Raw genomic sequence first — 1,320 nt, forward strand, 5'->3', positions numbered from 1 at the left:
AATCCTTATCTGGCAAGAGACTTAATTGATTAGTTCGCTCTAGAGCAAAAACAATTGACAAAAATCGCTAAATGCCTTTCTCTATAAGGGTTCCATCCCTTATAACCCCCGTCCATTGCATAACAATTACCGAAGAGCCACAATCAGCTAAAGAAATGCGCTTAATTAGTGCCTTATATTGGCTTACTTGTCGCCAAAACTTGCTACTTAAATCAAAGCGAGTTTTTATGTTAATATCACTTAATTCTTGAATTAGTTTTTCTGTTTCTGATTCTCCTATATCGCGATAAAAATTATAGTAAACTTCGCAAAGATTAACAACATGAATCATTTTGTTATTATTTTGATTAGTGATGGTTTCTCTGACAAGATCCGCTCCTGTTTCATTACGAACAAAAGCAATTACAGCACAAGCATCTAAAATGATATTCATCTAAGTACCTAAGCAAAATTAATTACACATATCTAACCACCTCTTGCCTCTTGCCTTTTGCCTTTTGCCTATCTTCACTAGGAAATTTATTTTGCACGACTACTTATTACGCTCCTCCCAATCAATTTCTGCTTGTTTTTGTTGGGCAAAATCTTCACTACTGGTGGGTGCATGAGCATATTTACCTTGTAATGATTTAATTAACTGTTGTCTTTCTTCTTCTGATTTAGGTTTAATTTGAGGCAAAAAATTTTGCTCGATTAACTCTCTAATTTGCAATAATTGTTCGCCAGAAAGATTAGCTAATGATTCAATTATTTGTTGACGTATTGCTGTAGCATTCATGATTATTACTGACAATTAAGTATAAAAAGTTACTATGGTTACAATCTATCACAAAAAATGCTAATTGGCCAGCAAACCTCTAAAATTAAGCAAATAACTGCCTCGCTTTGACGTTAGCGATCGCATCTTCGCAATAACTGAGAAAACGGGTTTCTTTGAGAAACCCGTTTTCTGTAAATTTTTGTTATAGAAACCTTGAAAAATTCGGGATTCTTTGCATAAAATAGTCGAAGTCATCCTTTGCGGTCAATGTCATGACTTCTACCCTCTTGCCGAGCTTTCCTGCTGTTGACGATGTTTTGTTCAATTTTGCTCAATCTGATGGCTTTGTTCAAGCTAATCAGGTGGATAGTGCGAGAAATCAGCGTTTAACCGCTACTGTAGTTTTCCTCGATGCTGGTGTTACCGATTATCAAAGTCTCCAAGCTGGGGTAATTCCAGAAGTCGCCACGGTTATTCTCTCTCCCAACGAAGACGGAATCGAACAAATATCCGCTTTTTTACAACAAAATCCCCAGATTACCACCATTCACCTCTATTAT

The 1,320-nt window shown here is 36.1% G+C and carries 2 protein-coding genes and 1 pseudogene; 1 reads left to right on the forward strand and 2 read right to left on the reverse strand.

Features of this window, described 5'->3' with window-relative positions:
- Window positions 1-199 precede the first annotated feature (199 nt).
- Window positions 200-433: pseudogene (locus tag PX481_RS28280) on the reverse strand (PIN domain-containing protein); the annotation flags it as partial.
- A gap of 99 nt (window positions 434-532) precedes the next feature.
- Window positions 533-778, reverse strand: a complete 246-nt coding sequence (locus PX481_RS28285; RefSeq protein WP_288097268.1) for a hypothetical protein — start codon at window positions 776-778, stop codon at window positions 533-535.
- Between the two features lie 254 nt (window positions 779-1,032).
- Between PX481_RS28285 and PX481_RS28290 the strand changes: the two genes are divergently transcribed.
- On the forward strand, window positions 1,033-1,320 hold a 288-nt coding region (locus PX481_RS28290; RefSeq protein ID WP_288059390.1), incomplete at its 3' end, for a DUF4347 domain-containing protein.

This window comes from Microcystis sp. M53603_WE2 (genome assembly GCF_030065435.1).

Bases quoted from the DNA above. Each gene is read 5' to 3' on its own strand.
- PX481_RS28285 (WP_288097268.1), bottom strand. From the start codon at position 778: ATGAATGCTACAGCAATACGTCAACAAATAATTGAATCATTAGCTAAT.